This is a genomic window from Pseudomonas bubulae, from assembly GCF_900618535.1.
GTDB classification, from domain to species: Bacteria; Pseudomonadota; Gammaproteobacteria; order Pseudomonadales; family Pseudomonadaceae; genus Aquipseudomonas; species Aquipseudomonas bubulae.
The window spans coordinates 41,754-61,971 of sequence record NZ_UYJA01000005.1; the positions used below are offsets into that span (position 1 = coordinate 41,754).

The 20,218-nt window shown below is 60.5% G+C and carries 14 protein-coding genes; 4 read left to right on the forward strand and 10 right to left on the reverse strand.

What is annotated here, in order from left to right; all coding sequences use genetic code 11:
* Nucleotides 1-30: 30 nt before the first annotated feature.
* Entirely contained in the window at nucleotides 31-960 is a 930-nt protein-coding gene (cpaB, locus tag PPTH39_RS17590) for a Flp pilus assembly protein CpaB (RefSeq protein ID WP_095001044.1), read from the reverse strand.
* A gap of 333 nt (nucleotides 961-1,293) precedes the next feature.
* On the opposite strand from cpaB, the gene PPTH39_RS17595 reads away from it, so the two are divergent.
* Nucleotides 1,294-1,512, forward strand: coding sequence for a Flp family type IVb pilin (locus PPTH39_RS17595; protein WP_130872254.1), 219 nt, complete (start codon nucleotides 1,294-1,296; stop codon nucleotides 1,510-1,512).
* 39 nt (nucleotides 1,513-1,551) lie between these two features.
* On the forward strand, nucleotides 1,552-1,965 hold the full coding sequence (locus tag PPTH39_RS17600; RefSeq protein WP_130872255.1) for a response regulator: 414 nt from the start codon (nucleotides 1,552-1,554) through the stop codon (nucleotides 1,963-1,965).
* A 60-nt stretch (nucleotides 1,966-2,025) separates the two neighbouring features.
* On the opposite strand, the gene PPTH39_RS17605 is transcribed toward PPTH39_RS17600, so the two are convergent.
* The 4 genes from PPTH39_RS17605 to pbpC form a co-directional block, all read right to left on the reverse strand.
* Nucleotides 2,026-3,708 carry a ShlB/FhaC/HecB family hemolysin secretion/activation protein gene (locus tag PPTH39_RS17605; RefSeq protein ID WP_095001041.1) on the reverse strand — a complete coding sequence of 561 codons (1,683 nt, stop codon included), beginning with the start codon at nucleotides 3,706-3,708 and terminating at the stop codon, nucleotides 2,026-2,028.
* 193 nt (nucleotides 3,709-3,901) lie between these two features.
* Nucleotides 3,902-5,029, reverse strand: a complete 1,128-nt coding sequence (locus tag PPTH39_RS17610) for a collagen-like triple helix repeat-containing protein (protein WP_130872343.1) — start codon at nucleotides 5,027-5,029, stop codon at nucleotides 3,902-3,904.
* The gene (locus PPTH39_RS23815; RefSeq protein WP_315266948.1) at nucleotides 4,993-5,370 is read right to left on the reverse strand and encodes a hypothetical protein; all 378 of its coding nucleotides are present in this window, start codon (nucleotides 5,368-5,370) and stop codon (nucleotides 4,993-4,995) included. Before PPTH39_RS23815 ends, PPTH39_RS17610 begins: the two co-directional genes overlap by 37 nt.
* Nucleotides 5,371-5,804: 434 nt before the next feature.
* Nucleotides 5,805-8,141 carry a peptidoglycan glycosyltransferase PbpC gene (gene pbpC, locus PPTH39_RS17620; RefSeq protein ID WP_416068817.1) on the reverse strand — a complete coding sequence of 779 codons (2,337 nt, stop codon included), beginning with the start codon at nucleotides 8,139-8,141 and terminating at the stop codon, nucleotides 5,805-5,807.
* A gap of 91 nt (nucleotides 8,142-8,232) precedes the next feature.
* Between pbpC and PPTH39_RS17625 the strand changes: the two genes are divergently transcribed.
* Nucleotides 8,233-8,526 (forward strand): hypothetical protein, encoded by a 294-nt coding sequence (locus PPTH39_RS17625; RefSeq protein WP_095001099.1) that lies wholly within the window; start codon nucleotides 8,233-8,235, stop codon nucleotides 8,524-8,526.
* A gap of 640 nt (nucleotides 8,527-9,166) precedes the next feature.
* Here PPTH39_RS17625 and PPTH39_RS17630 read toward each other — a convergent pair.
* Nucleotides 9,167-14,056, reverse strand: a complete 4,890-nt coding sequence (locus tag PPTH39_RS17630; protein WP_130872256.1) for an alpha-2-macroglobulin family protein — start codon at nucleotides 14,054-14,056, stop codon at nucleotides 9,167-9,169.
* A gap of 190 nt (nucleotides 14,057-14,246) precedes the next feature.
* On the opposite strand from PPTH39_RS17630, the gene PPTH39_RS17635 reads away from it, so the two are divergent.
* On the forward strand, nucleotides 14,247-15,590 hold the full coding sequence (locus tag PPTH39_RS17635) for an MATE family efflux transporter (RefSeq protein WP_095020816.1): 1,344 nt from the start codon (nucleotides 14,247-14,249) through the stop codon (nucleotides 15,588-15,590).
* Between the two features lie 77 nt (nucleotides 15,591-15,667).
* Here PPTH39_RS17635 and speA read toward each other — a convergent pair whose 3' ends face one another.
* From speA to PPTH39_RS17655, 4 genes are all read right to left on the reverse strand, one after another.
* Nucleotides 15,668-17,587, reverse strand: coding sequence for an arginine decarboxylase (gene speA, locus PPTH39_RS17640; RefSeq protein ID WP_130872257.1), 1,920 nt, complete (start codon nucleotides 17,585-17,587; stop codon nucleotides 15,668-15,670).
* A 208-nt stretch (nucleotides 17,588-17,795) separates the two neighbouring features.
* Nucleotides 17,796-18,167 carry a translation initiation factor Sui1 gene (locus tag PPTH39_RS17645; RefSeq protein WP_016783399.1) on the reverse strand — a complete coding sequence of 124 codons (372 nt, stop codon included), beginning with the start codon at nucleotides 18,165-18,167 and terminating at the stop codon, nucleotides 17,796-17,798.
* A 310-nt stretch (nucleotides 18,168-18,477) separates the two neighbouring features.
* The gene (locus PPTH39_RS17650) at nucleotides 18,478-19,011 is read right to left on the reverse strand and encodes an NUDIX hydrolase (protein ID WP_095001035.1); all 534 of its coding nucleotides are present in this window, start codon (nucleotides 19,009-19,011) and stop codon (nucleotides 18,478-18,480) included.
* Nucleotides 19,012-19,014: 3 nt separating this feature from the next.
* Nucleotides 19,015-20,082: a DUF2333 family protein gene (locus PPTH39_RS17655; protein WP_095001034.1), complete on the reverse strand. Its 1,068-nt coding sequence runs from the start codon at nucleotides 20,080-20,082 to the stop codon at nucleotides 19,015-19,017.
* Nucleotides 20,083-20,218 lie beyond the last annotated feature (136 nt).

Below are 20,218 nucleotides of genomic sequence, written 5' to 3' on the forward strand. Positions count from 1 at the left end.
TTTCCTTTCAGATAAGGATTTTTATTGGGCCTACTGCTGAGCCGTTTGATTGCCGCGGATCACTTCAATACCGCGTACCCGAGGGGCGACAGCGGGATTGCTGCTGACTGGCACTCTTGCCGGACTGGCCATGGCTAACTGGTTAAATTGATAAAGACTGCGCTTGGCATTATCAAGATTAGTCGCAGATTCCTGCTCGCCCGCCCAATATTTGCTCAAACGTTGCTCGTCGGCACTGCGCACGGCCAGGCGCAGGGTGCCTGCCTGGGTCGCCAGCATCAGTTGATTGAGAAGCTGCTCGGGAACCGCCAGGACTGCGGATCGCGCATTGATGCGGCTTTGTTCTTGCTTGAGCGCTTCCTCGGCATTTTTCGGCTGGCTGGCCAACTTGCCATCGCTGGTCAAGCCTAGCTCCCCCCCCACGCTCAGCACCCGCACGGCCGGCAATACCACCTGGGCAGACTGCTGAGGGTTGCCACTGTCCTGACGCAAAAACAACAGGATATCGACGTAATCACCAGGGCTGAGCTGCCCACCCGCAGCGGACACCTCGTCAATCATGACCCCCAGTGCGCGCTCATCCGGGCGAATCATGCGAGCCAGCGGCCCGCCCACGTCAAAGCTTTGATCACTGAGCCAGGTGCCTGCACTCAGGCTGCGCCACGGGGTGCGGCCCACCGCCTGATCGATGGCAGTCAGGCTGCCAGCGGGGGCGGTACGGAGTTTTTCCAGGGTCAGGTCATCTGCCGTCAAGGCCACATTCGGGGGGACATCGCGAACCAGTACCACCACCGCCTGGCGGGTTTTGTCTTCAACGGCCGCCACACCTTGTTCTACAGACTGAGCCACCGGAACTTCGGCGACCGGCTGCTGTCGACTCAATACCAGCCCCCAGTAACCGGCGGCAATTGCCCCGACAAACAAAATGGCGGCCAATATCAGACTGCGTCGATTGTTCATGCACAAACTCCCTTTATCACTGCGCACTGCAGACTAAAAAACCCATTCACAATCAGGCAGCTACGAACCTTTAATGCGTTTGAAACCAATCGCTATTTAAAAATAGCTCAGGTAAATCAAAATGCCATTAGCGAACTAAAAAATCTCTAATCAATTGTGAATAGTTTGATTTGACACGCATTTTTTAAATAGTCATTTGGATTAATACTTTGTGATTATTCCAATGACACAGTTGTGGGAAAGTCATTTATTGCCAATGCTGTGACTGCAGGTGGGAATCACCCTGCACCCAAGTTACGCAGTGCCCGCCCCGGCGCACTAAGGAGAAGTCAGATGATATTAAATACTGTTCTGAAAGTGTATGTACCTGCCCAGGTATTTGTAGCGCGCCAAGCCAAGTTGTTTGCAAAACGGACCGAAGGCGCTTCGGGTATTGAATATGCAATTATTGCAGCGATGGTGGCGGTGGTGATTGCGGTGATTTCGCCTGACGTGCAATTAGCAGTAACTAATATATTCACAAAACTCAAAGACGGATTAAAAACAGCTTAAGGCAGGAACTCAATTCATTAGTTTTTTAGAGTAATTAACATGCCCCTCTCCCCACCACGCCAACAGCTTCTCCTGGTGGATGACGAAGAGGACGCACTGCTGGAGTTGGCTGAGCTGCTGGAGGGCGAGGGCTTTTGTTGCTATACGGCAACTTCAGTCAAACTCGCCCTTTCGCAGTTGACCCAACATCCGGATATTGCGCTGGTCATCACCGACCTGCGCATGCCGGAAGAGAGCGGTATTGCGCTGATCAAGCGCCTGCGCGAGCACACATCGCGCCAGCATTTGCCGGTGATTGTCATTTCCGGGCACGCCGATATGGACGATGTAAGCGACCTTCTGCGCCTGCAGGTGCTGGACCTGTTTCGCAAACCCATCTACCACGTGCGCCTGCTCGACACCCTCGAAAACCTCTTTCCACAGCCCACACACTTACACCTGGCAAGAACTTGACCCCCATACTATAAAAGCCCGCCCCCCTGACTTGGGGAGGCGGGCTTTTACGGTCACACACTACAACTGATAACTAAAACTCAATGTATATCGCGGCCGGCGATTAAAACTGTCCAGCGCTATATCCGACATGGGCTTGGCAACTTCCAGGGCAACGTTGTAATAGCGCTTGTCACCAAAACGCAAGCCCAGTGCTGCCGAAGACATATCCGAACCTTTTAGCGGCAACTCGTTGTACCAGACTTTGGCCCTGTCCACGACGGCATAGGGTTGCAGCAACTTGACCCATTCACCCTCGCGATTGAAGCTGTAGTTAAGTTCGTATGCTGCCCCCCAGCCCTTGTCGCCGGATGCCTGATCGTCCGGGTAGCCGCGACCGAAGTTCTGCCCGCCAAATACCGCCCTTTCGCTGTCAGGCAGGGTGTCGTCACTCCAGTAAAGAGCGCCCGATATCACCCCCTGCCAATTGTCGAAGTAGCCGTTACTCTGCACGCCCGACAGACGCAAACGGAAGAAGTCCAGATCGTACTGCGTGCCGGTCAGGTTGGTCTCGCTCTTGGCACCCATGCCATCTATGCCCTGGTACAAGCCGGCACTGACGATGCGCAGTTGTTTGGCATCGGACTTGCGCCAGTCGCCCTCAAACGCCAGTGCCCGCACGTTGGTTTTGTCACTGATGGTCTGCCCGTAGCCGACGATCTCGTAGTCAGTCTTGTCATTGACCCCGTAGAAACGCGCGGCGGCGCTGAGCCATTGATCCGGAGCAGCAATCAGTGGATGGCTGATACCGATCGAAAAGCGGTCATTCTCGCGATGGGGCTTGAGTTCAAAACCGTCGCTGGTGACGATACTGGTACTTGGATCACTGCGATAACTGGAACCAAACAGGTTCAACTGCGTGCCTTCCGCGTTGAGGTACTGGCTGTAATCAAGGCGGTAGTAGTGCTCCTTGTCATTGCCCGGGGGAAACAACCCGCTCAGGGTCAATTGTTCGGCCATGGCCGTTTGCGAATTGCTGCTGGCCGCCAGCAGCGCCTGGGTGCTGCTGCGATTGCCTTCGACCAGGCTCATGCTGGTGGTGAAGGGCTTGCGGCTGGCACTGATACTCAGCGTCGATGCACCATCGGTGGTGCCGGGTGGTGGCACTTGCGCCTCCAGGGTGACGCCGGGGATGCGGCTCAACAGCGTGCTGTAGCGGTTGAACGTCTTGCGGGTCAGCGGGCGTTCGCCCTTGAGCTTATCGACCAGCTCATCCACAAACCCTTTGACCCGCCCGATATCGCCGTCAACCTTGTACTCGCTGATATAGCCTTCAACCAGCACCACACGCACCAGGCCCTGGTCGAAGTTCTGCTGAGGCAAAAACGCATAGGACAATAAATAGCCATCGTCCTGGTAACGCTTGGTGATCTTGCGTGTGGCCTCGATCAGTTCGGCCAGGGTGATTTCATGGCCCAGCAGCGGTTTGTACACCGCCCCCAGCTCTGGCAACGGATAGATCGTGCCACCTTCGATCTGCAACTTGCGAATGGTCAGGCGGGTACCCATTTCCAGTGGCCGGGGTTGTGCAGCCGCCGGCTTGGGTAGCTCCAGCGCAGGCGCCGCAGGGCGATAGGCATCCACCGGCAGGTTGGGCGTGGGCAGGGTTTGCATGCTGTCATTGCTGTTGAGAAAACGCGGAAGGGTCTCGGCACCCGCATACGGGGCCAGAGCCAACAACAAAAAGGGAACGCAATTACGCATAGGACACTCCATGTTCAACTACGGCGACATAACGAGGGGCTTTATTTTTAGAATGCTTTGCAAAGCGGCCCGAGCATCAGTCCTACAATCTGCACATGAAAAAAGACGAGAGACTCATCTGAATCTCTCGTCCCAACCAAGCGTAGGCGCTGTAGGTAAGGCCGTCGAACCGGCCAGGTGCAATATTCTTCAGTTATTTCTTGCCCAAGTTGCCCAGCCCGCCAACCACGCCCCCAAGTACCCCGCCCAGACCGCCTGTACCAGCGCCCGCGGCTCCTGCTGTTGTATCGGCAGTGTTGTTGACTGAGTCCACTTTGACACCCAGCAAGCCGCCAAGACCACCAACTACCCCACCGACGACACCGCCAACACCACCGACTGCACCTGCACCTGCACCTGCACTTGCACCTGTAGTGTCAGCACCAGCTCCGACACTGCCGCCAGTGCTTGCCCCCACACCCAGACCGCCCAGCAGACCGCCAACCCCGGCGCCTACACCAGCGCCTGCACCGGCCCCCGCACCTGCGCTCACACCACCTGTACTAACCCCGGCACCGGCACCTACACCGGCCCCGGCGCTTGCGCCCACACCCAGCCCGCCCAGCAGACCACCCAGCCCTGTCCCGGTACCAGTACCAGTACCGCTGCCTGTGGAGCCCGCTGCCGGATTCACGTAGCCGCCAGCCTTGTCAACCGCACCGCCTACACCGGTCAGCACACCACCCACCAGAGAAGTCACCGGGTTGTCGCCGCCGGTAGCTGTCACCTTGTCGCCGAGGCCGCTCACGGTGCCGCCTACTTTGTTCAGCAGACCGTCTACCGGTGCCCCCAGCCCTGTGGTGGTACCCACTTTGCCCGTGACGTTCTCGACCAGGGAAATCACCGGCACCAGCACCTTGTCATTTACGCCGCCGGTCAAGGCGCCCAGCTTGCCACTGCTCACATCGGTGGTCAGGGTATTGCCGATCATGGTCACCGTGGTGCCCACTTTGTTGACCAGCCCGCCCGTGGTATCAGTCACCTTGCCAACCACGCCACCCACCAGCGGAATCTGGCTGATCGGGGTGTTGTCCACCACGGTGCTCAGACCGGTACCCACTGACGAAACGCCTTTGCCTACATCACCAACCGCGTTGGTAACACCACCGACAGTCAGGCCGAGGGAGTTCTTGTCGGTACCCAGCGAGCCCAGGCCACCAGTAATGCCATCTGTTACGGAGGTCACGGCATTGCCGGTATTGGTCACCAGGCCGCCAGCCACGGTACCGACCACAGGCACGGTGCTCAGGGTGCCACCAACCCCGCTGACCGTGGTGCCCACGCCGCCAAGGGCGCTGCCGACCTGACCTGCGACCTGACCTGTAACCAGAGGAGTTGTGCCTGTACCGCCTGTACCGCCGGTGCCGCCTGTGCCTCCGCCAGTGCCGCCACCGGTTCCACCGCCAGTTCCACCGCCTGTACCACCACCAGTACCGCCGCCTGTACCACCACCAGTTCCACCGCCAGTACCGCCGTCTGTACCACCACCAGTTCCACCGCCAGTGCCGCCGTCTGTACCACCACCGGTACCGCCGCCAGTGCCGCCGTCTGTGCCACCGCCTGTACCACCGTCAGTCCCGCCGTCAGTGCCACCGCCAGTACCTGCGTCAGTACCGGTATCACTGCTGGCTACATAGCTCTTGTGGCCGCCACCGCCGCCGCTGCAGCCAGCCAGGCTGACAGTCATGACCAAGAGGAGCGCTGTGCTGGTTTTCAGAAAAAGTTGAGTATTCATGATTAAGTCCCTTGCACCTGTTATGCCTGAGTTCGAAGTTCCCTGCTCTGTGTCGGGGATACGTTCGTCCGTTGGGTACATAACAACGCCGCGGGCCTTATCAAACAATTCACAACTTGGTATTAACCCCTTATATAAAACACCTTGCCCCCTTCTTGATGATTAATACTTTGGTTTAAACGCCAGTAAAAAAAACCATATATATCAACGCCATTACTTCCCCGAAAAAACACTGCCAGCAGCGACTCTACTTTAGGTATAAGCATAATTGACGGGTTTCAAGTTGATATTCTGTGCGTAAAACAGGCACAAAGAGGGGCTGTTATTCCACCACACTGAACTCGACACGGGCAGTCTGCCCGCTTTCATCGAGCACGCTCAGCTCATAACGCCCCGGTAGTTCCAGGCTGGTGTTGAATACCTCTGGTTGTGCACTGTCGCCCAGCGGCGCGCCATTGATAAACCACCAGCGCCGACCTTCACCGCCCAAGGCCGATAGCGCCAGGCGCAACATCGCCTGGCTGGCAGCAGGACGGCGCAGTCGGTCGCCGTCACGTACACCGACAATCGACAGCGGGGTCAGCGCACTCAAGGCCGGTGGCGGGCATTGTGTGGAAGCCTCAGGCAACCGCGCTTCACGTCGCTCTACCCGGGGTAGCCACGGCTCAAGGGGGGCTGGCCACAATGCCACCTCGTGTTGTTGCCCGTCGGCGCATTGCGGGCCAACACGCAAGCCTTGCGGATTGACCCGGATGATTTCGCGCAGGCCCACACCCAGAGGTTGATCCGCCGCCAGCAAGGTCGGCGGCGTGGTGTGATCCAGGGTCCAGGCAAACCGCTGGCGACGACAATTGGCATCGCTCTTGTTCATGGGCTGCCCCAATGGCCAGCAAATCGCTGCCACCCCAACACTGTCCGGCACCGCCTGTACTGGCGCGACAATGCCACGCTGGTTGTCGCGGTTGCTCAATACGTCGTGGACTTGCAGCATCAAGGGAGCCGCCGACGCCAGGCCGAACTGCCCCGGCACGGGGGTTCCATCCGGGCGACCGATCCACACACCGATCAGGTAACGCGGCCCAACACCGACCGCCAGCGCATCGCGAAAGCCATAACTGGTACCGGTCTTCCAGGCCAGTTGCGGGCGCAGCACCAGGTCGGCATGGGGGTCGCGGTCAGGGCGCGCCTGCCCGCTGAGGATGCGCCGTATCACCCATGCCGCCCCCGGCGACAGCATGCGCCGCTCGCGCAGTTCGTCGTCGGGTTGCAGCCGCAGGTTGGCGCTGCGCCCTTCACGTGCCAGGGCGCTGTAACCGCTGACCAGATCTTCCAGACGGCTGCCGGCGCCGCCCAGAATCAGCGCCAGATTGGGCTCGGCCAGTGCTGGCAAACTCAAGGGCACGCCACCGTTGCGCATATCGGCGGCAAAACGCTTGGGCCCATAGGCTTCAAGCAGTTGTACGGCGGGCAAGTTGAGCGAAGTGACCAGCGCGGCACTGGCCGATACCGGCCCGCTGAATCCCATGGAGAAGTTGCCCGGACGATAGTCGCCATAACGCCGCGGCACATCCTGCAGCAGCGATTCAGAGTGAATCAGCCCAGCATCCATGGCCATGCCGTACAAAAACGGCTTGAGGGTCGAGCCCGGCGAGCGCATGGCGGTGATCATGTCGACATGGCCAAAGCGGCGTGCATCGTTGATGTCCACCGACCCCAGATAGGCGCGTACGGCCATGTTTTCGGTTTCGACCACCACAATGGCCGCCGAGGTGTGATCGGGCAAACGGGCGCGCCAGCCCAGCAGCAAGTCTTCGAGGCGACGCTGCAAACTGGCGTCGATCATGGTACGGATCAGTGGCGGGCTGCCGGGGCGGTTAAGGCGTCGCGCCAGCAAGGGTGCAAGGCTCGGTTCAAGGCGCGGTGCCAGCAGCAGCGGCTCCTCCAGAGCTTCATCCACCGCCGGCTGTGGCCACACCCGGTACTCGGCCAGGCGACGCAGCACCTTGTCCCGAGCCACTTGTGCGCGTTGCGGGTGACGGTCGGGGCGCAAGCGGCTCGGCGCTTGTGGCAACACGGCGAGCAGGGCTGCCTCTGACCGGGTGAGCTGTTGCGGCGCTTTGCCCAGATAGGCCCAACTGGCCGCAGCAACACCCTGCAGGGTACCGCCAAATGGCGCGCGATTGAGGTACAGCTCAAGAATCTGCGGCTTGCTCAGATGCCATTCCAGCTGAGCGGTGCGCCATAGCTGACGCAATTTGCCAGGCAACGTCCGCTCATGGGGATCGAGCAGGCGTGCAACCTGCATCGACAACGTGCTACCGCCTGATAACACCCGCCCGCCGCTAAGGTTTTGCCAGGCCGCACGGCCCAGCGCCAGCGGGTTGACCCCGGGGTGTTGAAAGAACCAGCGGTCCTCGTAGGTCAGCAAGGCATCCAGGTACAGCGGCGACACGTCTTCGACATGCACCGGGTAGCGCCACACACCGTTGGCATCGGCAAAGCGCCACAGTGGCGTGCCGTCTTCGGCCAGGACAACGCGGGCCTGGTCATCCTTGGGCAACGGCAGCGGCCAGATCCTGTCAGCCAGCCACAGCAACGTACACAGCGCCAGCAGGCCGCCAGCCGTCCAACCCAGTAATTTTTTGATCCCTGGCCCCACTCAAACTCACTCGCTACGCAACTTGCACCATGAATGGATGCCTAATGTGTATATCTGGCACAGTGGCCACCTTACTCATCGGAACCTGACCATGCACGTCGAAAGTTTTATTGGAAATCTTGGCCTGTGGCTGGGCACGCTGGTGCGTTTTATCGTCGAGACCCTGAACGGCCTGTTCGGCACCATCACTGAGGCAGGCAGCAACTTTGTCGACGGCATGGCCCGGGCGTTGGGCATGGACACCTCGATCATCAGCATTGCGGTGTTGATCATCGGCCTGTTGTTTTTGTACAACGCCGTGCGCGCCTTTATCCGCGCCTCGATCATCGGCGGTGTGATCTGGCTGGTGCTGGGGCTGTGGCTCTTGAGCTGGATCATCAGTTGAGCTCTTACTCCTGTGGGAGCGATGCGCCAAACCTGTAGCCGCTTTAGCCGCTGTGGCGGTTTAAGCGGTACATCGGGTACATATCCGGCATTCGCGTTTAACCGGGATATCGGTTTCGCCCTTACAGCGAGTCCCTTTTTGAAGGACCAAAAAGGAACCAAAAAGTCCTCGCCCTACCATACGGCCGACTCGCCAAGGCTCGCCGGTTCCCTCTCTCCGGCACTGTTATGGGAGCGGGCTTGCCCGGCTCCCACACAGAAAATATGTCGGTCGCAGATCCTGCATTCAAACAGGCCGGCCGGTCGGCCGCCTCGACGGCTGTTGATCTACCCGCCCCATCGGGAGGCCGAGTGGAGGTTCTGCGCAGTGGGCCTCCCGGCATGGATGCCGGGAGAGCCGCGATGGGCCATGGATGGCCCGTGGCGGCGTGCCCACGGAGCGGGACCGGAGTGAGGGAACCTGAGCGCAGCGAAGGCCGGACGCCAGGGGCAAGCCTTTTTGGTTACTTTTTCGGCGTCTGGAAAAAGTGACTCGCCGTAAGGGCGAAACCAATATCCCGGTCAAACGCGAATGCCGGATATGTACCCCATACACCAGTTAAACCCAAAGGCGGTCGCTGCACTCCTCAGCGACCACACGCCTAACGCCCCTTGATCACCATCTCCCCCACCGCATCCCCCACGGCCTGCCAGTTGGGCCGGTACATCGACTCCACTTGCGGCGGCGGCACCCGATAGGTACCTGGTGTCACTGCACGGGCCAGGTACAGCAGGTGCGTAGTGCCGTAGCCATCCAGTTTGACTGCCGCCACATAACGATCATCCCGATACTCCTGATGCTGCACGCTGGCGTTCTGCATCGACTCGCGCCATTGCTTCACTTGAGTACTGGCGTTTTCAAGGCTGGCCGTGCTCTGCCCCAGGTTCTGGTTTTCCAGCTCCAGGCCTGCCGGCAGCAAATCCACCACCAGCGCATCAGGCACTTGCTGCTTGGCCGTCACGGCCAGATGCACCAGCACCAGATCACCACTTTTCAGCGCCTTGAGATCCAGCGGCTCACCGTTCATACCCAGGTAGTCGCGGCGAATGCTCATGTTTTCGCCGCCCGCCGCCGGGGCGTGCTGTGGATAACCCGAAATCGTCAGCTGTTGATAAATCGGCGCGCTGCCTGCGTTACGCAGGCTCAGGGGCGAAGCTAGCAGCGGCCCGTCGAGCTTGAGCCCTGAGCGGGCGTTGTTCAGCTCGCGGGTCTGATCGCCACTGGTGAGTTGCGCACTCCAGCTGGCCTCAGGCTTGCCCAGCAAATCGCGACCGGCGAGGAACAGTGAATTGCGTTCCTGGGTCGACAGCCACTGACTCGCCGCCAGTTGATCGGACAGGTCGAACAGTCGCTGTTCACGCTGACCACTCATCAGGTTGTTCTCTTCCAGCAAGGCCAGAATCAACGCCTGATCGCGCAGCGGGCTGCCGTAGTCGCCCAGCCATTGATCAGCCTTGCGCTTCGCCGCCAACCCCGCCACCAACGCTTGATCGGCGCGCGGTTGATCGCCCATTTTCTGCAGGGCAATGGCCAACTGCACCAGAGGCAAACCGGAACGGGCATCGCTGCGGCGCTCAAAAATGCTGCGCAGCGCACCCAGCGGCGCCTGTTGGCTTCGGGCCAGGACCAGCGCTGCATAGGCCTGTACGGCAAAGCGGGTGTGGTCGAGGTTGTCGCTGTAGTCGGCCTCGATCAGGTTGCGTTCCTGCACATAACGCAGCAACCGCTCGCTGGCCTTTTTCAGCGCCTCGGGAGGTACCGCGTAGCCTTGATCGCGGGCGCGCAGCAGGAAGTCGGTGATATAGGCTGTGAGCCAGTACTCTTCCTGACCGTCCGCGCCCCACAGGCCAAAACTGCCGTTGTAGCGCTGCATGCCCAGCAGGCGCTCGATACCCAACTCGATTTTGCGTTTGCGCTCGGTGTCCGGCTCGCCTTCAAGGCCCAGGCGTTTGAGCAGGGCTGCATCGGCATACAGAGCCGGGTACAGGCCGCTGGTGGTTTGCTCGGAACAGCCATACGGGTAAGCCTTGAGCGCACGAATCTGCTCGCCAAGATTCAGCGGCGGGCGGCTCGACAAGCTGAGCAAGGCTTCACGCCCGGCCGGTTCAAAGGCTTGCAGCTCGCCCTCGGGCAGGCTCCAGGGCTGGTCGTTGAGCACAGCACGGTAATGCTTTAGCAATGCTGGATACGCCGGGCGCACCCCCAACGTCCATTCGCGGGTGAACGGCGCCAGGGTTTCACCCGGCAGGTCCAGACCATTGACCGTCACCTTGACCACACCGGTGCCATACCCGCCCAGCGCCTTGACCGGAACCTGCAAGGTACTGCGCTGGCCGGGGCTGAGTGTCAGGTTCTGTGTCGCGTCACCCAACAGGCTCAGTTGCCCCTCGGTGTTAAGGTTCACGTGCAGCGTTTGCGGCTTGTCGGTGAGGTTGGACAGGTCCAGCGCCAGCCGCGTCTCGTCGCCACCGGCCAGAAAGCGCGGCGCAGCCAGCTCGGCCACCAATGGTGCTGCGACCACGGTTCTGGCCTCGGCCATGCCGTAGCGATCGTCGGTCCAGGCTTGTGCCATCAAGCGCAACTCGCCGTTGAAGTCAGGGATATCCACACTGACTTCACCTTCGCCCTGCTCGTTGAGCGTCACCGGTGCACTTTGCAGCGCCACGATGGTGACACTGGAGGCAGGTCGCTTGCCGCCCTTGGCCAGTGCCGCATCGCCACCGAACGCCAGGCTGGCCAGACGGCCCTGCCCGGCCTCAATCAACTGCCCGTAAATATCCAGCTGATCCGCCCCATAGGCCTTGCGCCCGAACAGGCTGGCGAACGGGTCGGGGGTCGGGTACTCAGTGATATTGAGCACGCCCACATCCACGGCAGCCAGCAGTACATGGGCCTGTTTGGGAATGCTGCCATCGGCATTTTTAGCAGAGAGCTTCACCGTCAGAGGTTGCTTGGGACGCATTTTTTCAGGGGCATCCAGCGTAAGAGCCAACTTGCGCTGGCTGCGATCGATGGGCAGGTGCAGCACCCCTACAGCACGCTTGGGAGTGATATTGGTCTTGCGCTCACCGGGGCGGATCACCAGTGCACTGATATACAGGTCATGCCGGGCCCAGCTCGGATCGAGTCTGATTTCGTAGGCCTTGCCCTCGGCCGGCACTTCGATTTCCTGCCACCACAACGGGCCATCGCTGCCTTCAACCAGCAAGTAGCCCTTGCCAGCCGCAGGTGGTGTGACCGTGACCTTGGCCGTATCGCCATCGGCATAAGCGGCCTTGTCCAGCGCCAGCTTGACCTGGTCGGGGCGCACGGCACCGCCTTCGGCGTTGTCCTGGGCACGATAACCGGCCCAGAAACGCAGGCTGCTGATCAAGCCGGTTTGCGGGTCTTCAACCTCTACGCGGTAAGGGCCCCACTCCACCGGAAAGCTGACCTTGGCGGTTTCGCCCGCCTTGAGGCTGAGGGTCTCTTCGTTGAGGTTCAGAAACTTCTCGTTGTAGTGATAACTCCAGCCGTCGTTGTCCGAGTAGTTCCAGTAGTAATCGCGGCGTTCGCGTACCAGGCGCACCTTGAGGTTGTCGGCTGCCAGCTTGTTGCCCTGGCTGTCGGCAACCAGCAGTTCGAACTCAACCGGGCCGTCGCCATCGGTTTCAGCGCCGTCAAACAGGCCGCGCAGCCCCGGCAGACGGTCTGCCGGCCATACCGGCTGCACCAGGCGTCGGGTAATCGGGCGCCCGCCCGACTCCTGCAAACTGGTCTGCACAATCAGTTGCAGCGGCGATTTGGCATCGCTCCACTGGCTGTCGATGCTGAGGGTTTGCTTGCCATCGGCGTTGAGCACGCTTTCGTCCAGCTCCAGATCCTGGGTCAGCTCCGGTTCTGTCACCGAACCGAACTGATAGCCCGGCAAGGCACTGACCGCCTCGCGCAATGGCCGCACATAGACCTGCCCGCTCAAGCGGTTACCGGCTGCCGGAGCACCGTACAGGTAACGCCCCGCAACCTGGATTTCAGCGGTTTGCTCGGGGCTCAGCGGGGTATCGCTGCCCTTGAGTTCAAGTGCCATGCGCTCGGGTAAAAAGTCCTCGACCAAAAACTCGTACAGCTGCGGCTTGCCGTCACCAAAGTCGAACACCAGCTGCCAGCGCCCGGTCGGCGCTTCGGCGGCCAGTTGCAGCGGGTACTGATACAGACCGGAAGCATCCGGCGTCCAGACGAACTTGCGGCTCACCTGCTCGTCCGGGCGCCGCACCTCGACGCTGACCGGCTGTGGCTTGACCGGGTTGCCGTCGCGGTCGCGCAGCAAGGCATTGAGCAGCACGGTTTCGCCGGGGCGATACAGATCACGGGGGCCAAATACAAAGAACTGCAACGGATGCGCCTGCGGGCCGCCGATATCGAATTCGGCCAGATCCAGCGCCGCCGTGTTCAAGCGCAACAGGCTGGTCTGGTCGCCCTGGCGCGCCAGCAGCACTTCGGCCTTGGGTGGCAAGGCCAGCTCGGCATGCCCGTCCTTGCCCGTCTTGCCCTGGCCAAGCATCTTGCCCTTGCCATCAAGCAACTCGAGATCGATGCCGCTCAGTGCACTGCCACCTTCCAGGGCCTGTGTGAACACATCCAGGCGCTTTTGGTAGCGATGCACCGAAAGTCCGATATCGCTGAGGGTAAACAAGGTGGCTGGGGTCGAATAGTTGTAACTGCCGGAGGCGGTCATCACCGCCAGATAAACTCCCGGCTGCTGCAAGGGCTTGATCCCGGCCGTGGGCAGGATCAGGGTTTCGCGGGTATTGCGCGCCGGGTTCAAGTCAAAACGGCCGCTGTAAACCAGATCGGCCATATTCAGCAGATCCCTGGCTTCGTAGCTTTGCAGGCTGCTGTTGCGCCCCCACTGGCTGAGAAACGCCGGCAGCGACTCGGGTTTGACCCGAAAGAACTCGACATCGACCTTGTCGACGTTCAGCGCGATCACCGGCAGACCTTCGGCCAGGCGCGTGGGCAGCAGGTTGCCACGGCTGGCGAAGCCGACCGTGGGTTGCAGGTCGCGGGTTTCCAGGCGACTGACGTATTCGGCGGCGAGCTTGGCATCGTTGACGGCGCGCAGGCCGGGGTCGACGGTAAGGATCAGCTTGCGCTGCGGCTCAAGGTGGCGCAAGCGCAACTCCATCAGATTGTCCGACAGCTCCCAGGCGCCATCGACCTTGCCGGCCTTGGCGTCCACCAGATGCAGTTTGTCGGCAAAGTTCTGCTGCGGGTCCAGCGGCACTGAAAAGCTCACGGACAAGGTACTGGCCCCGTCCAGCTGCACTTCAGAGACGTCTACCACACTCAACTCGCGCCCGGCATAACGCCCGGCCAGCACTTTGACGTCCTGTACCGGTTTAGCCGGCTGGCTCGTGGCCACCTGTGGCGTGGCGGGTTTGTCGACGCTGGAAGAATCACAAGCGCTCAGCAGCGCCAGCGTGCAGGCCAAAAGCAGTCCTTTGTTCAGCATGGTGTACTCGTTTACCGGGCAGTTAAGGGTTGACTATATAACAGCTGGATGAAGATCAAGAGCCCCTCACCCTAGCCCTCTCCCGAAGGGAGAGGGGACAAAAGCGCAGATCAGCCCCCTCGCCCTCCGGGAGAGGGTTGGGGTGAGGACAGGCTTTGCGGCTACAATCGCGCTCCCCCAAGGAGCCTGCATGTCATCTTCCCTGTTAGCCGACTGGCGCGACCGTCCTACCCATCGCCGGGTGTGGGCGCTGGCGGCCCCCATGATCCTGTCCAATATCTCCGTGCCGCTGGTAGCGTTGGTCGACAGTACTGTCATCGGCCATTTGCCCCACGCCCATCAACTGGGCGCCGTCGCCGTGGGCGCCAGCCTGTATATCTTCCTGGCCTGGATGATGGGTTTTCTGCGCATGGGCACCACCGGCTTCGCCGCGCAGGCCGCCGGACGCGGTGATGGCGCCGCGCTGCGGCAAATCCTGCTGCAGGGCCTGTTGCTCAGCGTGCTGTTGTCGATGCTGCTGGGGGCCATTGCGATTCCTTTTAGCGGCGTGGCCCTGAGCCTGATGCAGCCCTCCACCGAACTGCACGCGCTGACTCTGGAGTTCTTCCACACACGGCTATTTGGCCTGCCCGCCGCACTGGCCAGTTATGCACTGGTAGGCTGGTTTTTGGGCACGCAAAACGCCCGCGCACCGCTGGCGATCCTGCTGACGACCAATCTGGTGAATATCGCGCTGAACCTGTGGTTCGTCCTCGGGCTGGACTGGGGGGTGGCAGGCTCGGCCCGGGCTTCGGTGATTGCCGAATGGAGCGGCGCCCTGCTCGGCCTGTGGCTGACCCGCGGTGCCCTGCGTCGATATCCGGGCAAGGTAGTGTGGGCCGCCCTGGGCATGTGGCACAACTGGAAGCCGTTACTGGGGGTCAATCGCGATATTTTTATCCGCAGCCTGATGCTGCAACTGGTGTTTTTCTCCATCACCCTGCAAGGCGCCCGCCTGGGCGATGCCACCGTGGCTGCCAATGCGTTATTGCTCAATGGCCTGCTGCTGGCTGCCCATGCCCTGGACGGTCTGGCCCACGCCGTCGAGGCACTGTGCGGACACGCTATCGGCGCCCGCGACCGTGAGGCGTTGCGCCGCTCGATGGTGGTGGCCTGCGGCTGGTCACTATTGGCCAGCCTGGGTTTTGCGCTGCTGTTTATGTTCGGCGGGCATCTGTTTGTGCAAATGCAGACCGATATTCCCGTTGTGCGCGAAACCGCTTTCCAGTACTTGCCCTATCTGGCCCTGCTGCCGCTGATTGCAGTATGGAGCTACCTGCTTGACGGGCTGTTTATCGGTGCTACCCGCGCTCGTGAAATGCGCAATGCCATGGTGATCAGCGTGGTCATCGCCTTCCCCGCCGCCTGGGTCCTGCACGGCTATGGCAACCACGGGCTGTGGATAAGTTTCCTGCTGTTTATGGTGCTGCGCAGCCTGACCCTGGGCGTGTACGCATGGCGAATGCAACGCAAGAACCAGTGGTTCGGCGCCTGACACTGAGGCGAAAAAAAACGCCGGCCCGTGCAAAGCACAGGCCGGCGTTTTTCGGTCAGCTCTGAAGCCCGTGGGGATCAGTGGCTCGACAGGTACGACGAGCGGGTCAGGCCCAGGCGCAATGCGTCGAGGTACTGGGTACGCTCCTTGGCACTGATACTGGCGCTGGCCACTTTGTCGCGGTAGTGGTTCATCAGCTCTTCAGGCGACAAGTGCACGTAGCGCAGCATGTCTTCGATGGTGTCATGGGTCTCGATACCGGCGTGGTACACGCTGCCGTCTTCGTTCTGGTAGATGTTCACCGAGTCGGTGTCACCGAACAGGTTGTGCATGTCACCGAGGATTTCCTGGTAAGCGCCCACCAGGAAGATCCCCAGCAGGTAGTCTTCACCTTCGTTCAGCCCGTGCGCCGGCAGGCTGGTTTCGATGCTCTGCTCGTCGACGTATTGCTTGATCTTGCCGTCGGAGTCACAGGTCAGGTCTTGCAGCACGGCGCGACGCAGCGGCTCTTCGTTGAGACGATGCAGCGGCAGGATCGGCAGTACCTGGCCAATCGCCCAGGTGTCCGGCAGGCTCTGGAACACCGAGAAGTTGCAGATGTACTTGTCGGCCAGCTTGTCGTTGAGCTCGTCCAGCACCTGACGGTGGGAACGCTGACGCGCTTTCAGCGAGTTGTGCAGGCGACGGCACACCGCGAAGTAGCACTGCTCGGCCAGGGCCTTTTCCGCCAGGGTGATTTTGCCATCAGCGTACTGGGCAGCGATATCGCTCATGTAGTGCGTGGCGCGCCAGTAGGTTTCGGTGACCATCTCAATGTCGGTCGGCCCCAGCAGGTCCACCAGCCATTGCACGGTTTCCGGCAGGCTTTCCTTGTTTTCGATCACCGGCACGTCGTCGTTGTGTTTCTCGACGTCGGTCACCTGCACCACCAGCATGGCGTGGTGGGCGGTCAGCGAGCGGCCGCTTTCCGAGAAGATGTGCGGGTGCGGCAGGCTCTGCGCATCGCAGAACTCTTTGAGCATACCCACAACCACACCGGCGTAATCGTCCATGTCGTAGTTGATCGAACTGGCATTGCGCGAGTGGGTACCGTCGTAATCCACACCCAGGCCGCCGCCCACGTCGATATGGTCAACCGGCAGGCCGAGGTTGCGCAGTTCGCCGTAATAGCGGATCGCTTCCTTGAAACCGTGCTGGTAGTCCGCCAGGTTGGCGATCTGCGAGCCCATATGGAAGTGCAGCAGGCGGATGCCTTGGTCCAGACCGGCCGCACGGAAGCGCTCAACCACCGACAGCAATTGCGCAGCAGAAAGGCCGAACTTGGATTTTTCACCGCCGGTGTCGGCCCACTTGCTCGACGCCAGGGACGACAGGCGCACGCGCAGGCCAACCTGTGGCTTGACCTTGAGCGAGGCCGCTTCTTCGATCACCAGGTCTACTTCGGATTCTTTCTCGATCACGATAAAGACGTTGTGACCCAGCTTCTGGCCCATCAGCGCCAGGCGGATGAACTCACGGTCCTTGTAACCATTGCAGACGATGGTGCCGCCCTTGGGCGCCAGGGCCAGCACGGCCAGCAGCTCGGGCTTGGAGCCGGCTTCAAGACCGATCGACACGTTCTTGGTAGCGATGATGTTTTCGATCACCGCTTCCTGCTGGTTAACCTTGATCGGGTACAGCGCGGTGTATTCGCTCTGGTATTCCAGGCGCGCGATGTTGGCATCGAATGCGCCGGTCAGCTGGCGTACACGGTCTTGCAGGATATCCGGGAAACGCACCAGCAACGGCAAGGACAAACCGCTGGTCTTGCGCAGCTCGTCGACCTGCTCGTACAAATCGATGGGCGAGCTGTTCGGGCCGTTCGGACGGACTTCTACGCGACCGGCTTCATTGATCGCGAAATACCCGGCCCCCCAATGGCGAATCCCGTAAACACTGCGGCTGTCCGCAACTGTCCATTGGCTGCCATCGTCTTTGCGTGTGCGTCGTACGGACATCGAAGTCCCCTATAAATAAGTCAAATAGCCCAGCCTGAAAGCAGGCTGGCGCAGTCTAAAGTGTGAACGTGACGATTAGTCAGACCCTGACAATAGCGCCGAGTTTAGAAACCGGTGATAACAGGCTCTGTGAAAACCATGGCGAGCACGCTCTGACCAGCCTTCGAGGGGCGCCAGAACGGCTGTGCGGTGGCTTTCACAGAGGCTGCTAGCCGCCGGACTTCTTGGCTTTGAAACCGTGCTTGACCAGCTCGGCCAGCAGCAGTTCGACGTGATCGCCCTGGATCTCGATGATGCCGTCTTTCAACGCGCCACCGGTGCCGCAGCGTTTTTTCAACGTCGTGGCCAGTTCCTTGAGTGCGTCTTCAGCCAACGGCACGCCGGTGATGGTGGTCACCGTCTTGCCGCCACGGCCTTTGCTTTCGCGGCGCACACGGGCGATGCCATCACCTTCGGGGATCAGGGTTTGTTTGCAGGTACAGGCGTCCACCGGCTGACGGCAGTCCGGACAGTGACGACCTGCGTCGGTGGAAAATACCAGGCCACCCAGGGCGGCGAAGGATGCGGCTTTTTTGGCCACCGGCAATCCTCATTCGGAGGACAAATAATTGGCCGGTGCCTGGCGCTGTTGCGCCAGGGTGTACCGACCGCGAAGCCCCACTCTGGCAGGGGCAGCGCAACTCAGGAGGGAAAACCGCCTGAGCCTGAAAAAGGTCGCGCAGTGTAACGACAAAATCGCTGCATCCCAATAGCCAATCGGCGGCATTTTTTAAAGCGCCAGCCACGAACTTGTGGGAGCGGGCTTGCTCGCGATGGGATCGCAGCGGTGCAACTGAAAAACCGGGTCGACTGAATCGCGAGCAAGCCCGCTCCCACAGGGGGAATCAACGTCAGCCCTGGGTCATATAACGCTTGAGCGCATCCAGTGAGTCAGGGCAGTAGTCCAGTTGCGTACTCAGGCGCAATGCCTCGGCCACCGGCATAAAGCACGCTTGCTGCACTTCCTCGGGCTGCACCTGCAACGGGCCGTCCCACACCGCTGAAAACACTGCGCACCACAGATGGTTTTGCGGAGCCTCGAAGTAAAAGCGCTCATGGGCCGTCAGCGGCACACCACTCACACCCAGTTCTTCGGCCAACTCACGGGCCGCCGATTCGGCGTAGGTTTCATTCACCCCGACCATGCCGCCCGCTGCCACATCCCAGAACCCCGGGTACAGCGCTTTGCTCAGGGTGCGTTGATGCACGCACAGCTCCCCGGCAGAGTTGAACAGCAAAATGAACGTACCCCGCCCGATCAGGCCGCGCTCGCGCAATTCATGACGGGGCAGACCACCCAGCAGGCGATCATCGCGATCCACCCAGGCAACTTGCTCGACATCAGAGGCCGCACGGTGTGCGGCCTCCAAGGCTGAAATGGCCATTGCTTAGCCTTGCGACAACAATTGACGCAAGTCCATGACCGCCGCGTTGGCGCGGGAAATATAGTTGGCCATGACCAGCGAATGGTTGGCCAGCACGCCATAGCCACTGCCATTGAGGATCATCGGGCTCCAGACCGGTTCTTGCGCCGCTTCCAGCTCGCGAATGATCTGGCGCACGCTGACCGTGGCGTTCTTTTTCGCCAGCACATCGGCAAAGTCGACCTCAATGGCACGCAGCAAGTGTGACAGCGCCCAGGCCTGACCACGGGCTTCATAGAACACGTTGTCGATCTGCATCCACGGGGTTTCTACCACCTCTTCATCCACCACCGGCACCTGACCCGGTTGCAGGCTTTCGGTTTTCAGCGCGCTGTTGAGCTTGACCCGACCCACGCTGGCCGACAGGCGTTGCGACAGGGAGCCCAGACGGGTGCCGACATCACCCAACCAGTTGTTGAGGTTGTCGGCGCGGGCATAGAACAGGGCGTTTTTCTGATTCGGGTCAGACAGGCGTGCCTGATAACGGCTCAGGGAATTGATGCCTTCCTGGTATTCGGATTCGCTGGACGGCAGCATCCAGCTTTTGTTGTCGAAGTTGAAACGCGGCTCGGCCTTGGCCAGATCGGCATCTTCCGCAGACTGCGACTGTGAACGGGCGAAGTCTTTGCGCAGGGCGCGGGTCAGGTCGCGCACCTGCACCAGAACGCCGTATTCCCAGCTAGGGATGTTGTCCAGAAAAATGCCCGGTGGAAAACGGTCATTGGACAGGTAACCGCCCGGCTTGCTCAGCAATGTGCCGGCCACGGTCTTGAGGGTTTCGACGGTGGTGAAGCCAGGCACCATCTGCTTGCCTTCTTTTTCGGCCGCCAATTGCGCGTTTTGCTGCACCGGGAACAGATCCGGCTCCTGGCTCCAGTACCAGCCCAGACCCAGGTTCACCAGCACAAAAATCCCTACCAGCACCGCGATGGAACGGCTCAGCAGGATGCTCTTGAAATAGCCACGCGACTGTATTTTGGGCTCTTTGACCGATTCGCGGGCTGTGCCCTCACGTTTTTTCCAGTCCAGCATGGCTATATCCTTTCATATGCTTGATTCAACGGTTCGACCACAACCCTAACCCATCGTGCCTTGCATGCACGCTTTTTATCTCAGGGGGCCACTACGCCCGGCACTATAGAACAAGCGCACAGGTGATGGGCAATAT